This window comes from Cellvibrio sp. (assembly GCF_053579595.1).
Genome location: NZ_JBRFPI010000464.1, coordinates 1 through 3,185, shown reverse-complemented (window position 1 = coordinate 3,185; position 3,185 = coordinate 1). Strand labels below are relative to the sequence as shown.

Sequence of the window (3,185 nt, the reverse complement as noted above, 5' to 3'; positions counted from 1 at the left end):
CAAATTTGTAATGAGAAAGGTTGAAGAAGTACTCCTGGAACATCGAGCTTTGCCAACAGTAATTGGAGAAGTTGTTAATGGTTAATGGCGTTAGAACGGGATGGGAACCTGAAAATTTAACTCCGCTCAGTGAGATTGCCGAGCATATGCGTCTGTTCTTAAATGGGCGTGATGGTGTAAGTATTCTAGGTAATGGAACCCTGCTGTTTATTAACAAGGGCGAGGATGATGTTGCCAATGCTAAGCAAGCATTGGAAGAGGCAAAGTTCCTTACGGATTTCCGTGTTAAGCAGTTAAATGAAGGTGGATATCTGGTTGCTTTGCATAAAGCGGTTGCTGTATTTGTCGGACAGAAAGAATTTGAAACTCGCAAACCGGAAATTATTGCCCGTTTCGATGAGTTAAAGTTTCCATCCGAAGAATTGATAGCTGATCCCTCTACCTCTAATGACGAACTCTTGGTTGGAGTTTATGGGCGTGGAAAGTTGCAGCGTGATGTGTACAGTTTTAGTTTTTATCAGCGAGTTTAATTGTTGATTTAGCTCTGCACTTCGCGGTTGATTCCGCCATTTTTAAAATCAAGTCATTTAAAAAACTGAAAGGTATCGGCATTGCAATAAAAGAGGGTGCAGCAAGCGGCGCCCCTACGAATTAATTCGGTGTTTTTTCGGTGGGATTTGCGCAGTTCGACTCACTCGTCTTATCGCACCCCCCACATCCACCGCAGGCGGCGGATTTTCTGGCTGAGGGGAATAGCCAGCGGCGCACTAAAAAAATCACCGCAGCCAGAACACAAATGCCAACAATCAGTTCTTGCCACATATCGGTTCCTCCTCTTCTCGGTTAACCCACAATGGCGCTGGCGATTTGATAGGTCGCCCAGGCGGCAAAATAAGCCAATGCAAATAAATAAATGGTGAAGAAGGTGGTTGCTTTAACGGAGTTGGTTTCGCGCTTTACCACCGCGATGGTGGAAATACATTGCGGCGCGTACACAAACCAGGCGAGATAAGAGAAGGCTACTGGCAGCGACCAACTCGCAGCGAGTGCCGAGCCGAGGGCGACATCAATGGATTCCTCACCCACCGCATAAACCGTTGCCAATGCACTTACGGCAACTTCACGCGCGCCCATGGCGGGGATCAGCGCGATACACATCTGCCAGTTAAAGCCGAGTGGAGCAAACAGTGGCTGCATAAAGTGGCCGAGTTGTCCGGCAAAACTGTAGTCAATCGCCGGTTGGGTTGCATCGGCTGGAGCGCCGGGGAAGGTCGCTAAAAACCAGAGCACAATCGAGAGTGCGAGAATGATGGTGCCCACGCGGCGAATAAAAATCCACGCGCGTTCACGCAAACCCATCAGCAGGTGATACGCCATTGGCCAGCGGTAGGTAGGCAATTCGAGCAGCAGCGGAAATTCTTCGCGGCCACTGGCGCGGCGGCGCATGATCCATGCAATCAACGCGGCACTGGCGACACCCGCAAAATAGAGCGCAAACAAGGTAAGGCCTTGCAAATTAAAAAAGCCCCATACAGTTTGCTCGGGAATAAACGCGGCGATTATCAAGGCATAGACTGGTAAGCGTGCCGAGCAGGTCATTAGCGGCGCGACCATGATGGTAATGAAACGCTCGCGTGGATCTGCGATAGTGCGCGTTGCCATAATACCGGGAACAGCGCAGGCGAAGCTGGAGAGCAGCGGAATAAATGAGCGGCCCGATAAACCCAAACCGCGCATAGGGCGATCCAGCAAAAACGCGGCGCGGGTGAGGTAGCCGGCGTCTTCCAGCACAAGAATAAAAAAGAAGAGGATGATAATTTGAGACAGGAATACCAGTACGCCGCCAACGCCGGCAATCAGGCCATCGACAATAAAATCTTTGAGGATACCATCGGGTAAAACCGTGCCGACTAATCCACCCAGCCCGCTGAAGCCCGCATCAATTAAATCCACCACGGGCGATGCCCAAGCAAATACCGCCTGGAAGATCACCAACAAGATACTGAGCAGCACGATCAAGCCAAGCAGCGGATGCATTACCAATGCGTCCAGCCGATCTTGCCAGCGCGGCAAATGCGCCGGTTGGATCACGTGTTGGCTGATGATGCTTTCGATTTCGGCGTAAAGCGCTTCTACTGATTCCTGACGGTCGCTCAGCGCGAGCACTTGCTCGCCCTCAGGCGCTGATGGCTGTTGTGCGTAGCCATCCAGCACTTTGCGCAATTCCGCTACGCCCTGGCTGTTAACGGCGACGGTTTCGATAATAGGGATGCCAATAGCCTGTGAGAGTGCAGCGGTATTGATGCTGATACCGCGACGCTTGGCTTCATCCATCTGATTGAGCGCAAGAATCATCGGGCGGTTCAGGCTTTTGAGTTCCATCACCAACCGCAGACCCAAGCGCAGGTTGCAGGCATCGATCACGGCGATCAGTAAGTCGGGGCGGCGTTCACCGGGGAGTTTGCCGAGGATCACATCGCGTGCGACCTGTTCGTCCGGCGAGGTGACAAAGAGGCTGTAGGTGCCGGGTAAATCGAGTAGCTCAGCCGGTTGCTGTAAACCTGTGACCCAGCCGGAGCGGCGCTCAACGGTGACACCGGGGTAATTGGCGACTTTGGCACGGGCGCCAGTCAAGCGGTTGAACAGGGAGGTTTTGCCGCAATTGGGGTTGCCAATCAAGGCGAAGCGAATGGGGGTGGACATGTTGCTACCTGATTAAAGGCTGGGATTGTCGATGGGCTCGACACAAATTTTGGCGGCTTCAGCGCGACGCAAAGCGAATTTTGTACCGTTGACTTGCACCGCGAGCGGATCTGACCCCAGGAGGCCAAAGCCGATGACTTTTAAGGGCGCGCCGGGCAAAAAGCCCAGCTCTTTCAAGCGCAGGCTGACACGCTCATCTTGAGTGCCGAACAGCGGCTGCTCGATCAAACCGGTCACGCGCACTGTCGCGCCTTTGCGGCATTGATCCAGGCGGAGTGAGGTGGGCAGCGCATTGGCAAATACGGCAGTATTCATAAGTAAACACATCTTGAATGTAAATGAGAGTGATTATTAGGAAGGATACTGTATTTACCACCAAGCCGCAATTTGCGCTTGGTGGTTTTGTGTACTTTCTTTGTGCTTGCCTAGCGATTCTCCAGTCGGTTGTAGTCCAGCAGGGCTGCTTCGTCCGGCTCGCTGAG

The 3,185-nt window shown here is 52.5% G+C and carries 4 protein-coding genes; 1 reads left to right on the top strand and 3 read right to left on the bottom strand.

Annotated features, from left to right (window positions below; all coding sequences use genetic code 11):
* Nucleotides 1-77 precede the first annotated feature (77 nt).
* Entirely contained in the window at nucleotides 78-530 is a 453-nt protein-coding gene (locus tag ACWA6V_RS19780; RefSeq protein WP_449524100.1) for a hypothetical protein, read from the top strand.
* 121 nt (nucleotides 531-651) lie between these two features.
* On the opposite strand, the gene ACWA6V_RS19775 is transcribed toward ACWA6V_RS19780, so the two are convergent.
* Genes ACWA6V_RS19775 through ACWA6V_RS19765 form a run of 3 tightly spaced genes read right to left on the bottom strand, consistent with a single transcriptional unit; the run spans nucleotide 652 to nucleotide 3,018 of the window.
* Nucleotides 652-822: a FeoB-associated Cys-rich membrane protein gene (locus ACWA6V_RS19775; protein ID WP_449524099.1), complete on the bottom strand. Its 171-nt coding sequence runs from the start codon at nucleotides 820-822 to the stop codon at nucleotides 652-654.
* A gap of 21 nt (nucleotides 823-843) precedes the next feature.
* A complete protein-coding gene (feoB, locus tag ACWA6V_RS19770; RefSeq protein WP_449524098.1) occupies nucleotides 844-2,703 on the bottom strand; it encodes a ferrous iron transporter B in 1,860 nt (619 codons plus the stop codon).
* Between the two features lie 12 nt (nucleotides 2,704-2,715).
* Nucleotides 2,716-3,018 (bottom strand): FeoA family protein, encoded by a 303-nt coding sequence (locus ACWA6V_RS19765; RefSeq protein WP_449524097.1) that lies wholly within the window; start codon nucleotides 3,016-3,018, stop codon nucleotides 2,716-2,718.
* Nucleotides 3,019-3,185: the final 167 nt, after the last annotated feature.

Bases quoted from the DNA above. Each gene is read 5' to 3' on its own strand.
- ACWA6V_RS19775 (WP_449524099.1), bottom strand. From the start codon at position 822: ATGTGGCAAGAACTGATTGTTGGCATTTGTGTTCTGGCTGCGGTGATT.
- ACWA6V_RS19780 (WP_449524100.1), top strand. From the start codon at position 78: ATGGTTAATGGCGTTAGAACGGGATGGGAACCTGAAAATTTAACTCCG.
- ACWA6V_RS19765 (WP_449524097.1), bottom strand. From the start codon at position 3,018: ATGAATACTGCCGTATTTGCCAATGCGCTGCCCACCTCACTCCGCCTG.
- feoB (WP_449524098.1), bottom strand. From the start codon at position 2,703: ATGTCCACCCCCATTCGCTTCGCCTTGATTGGCAACCCCAATTGCGGC.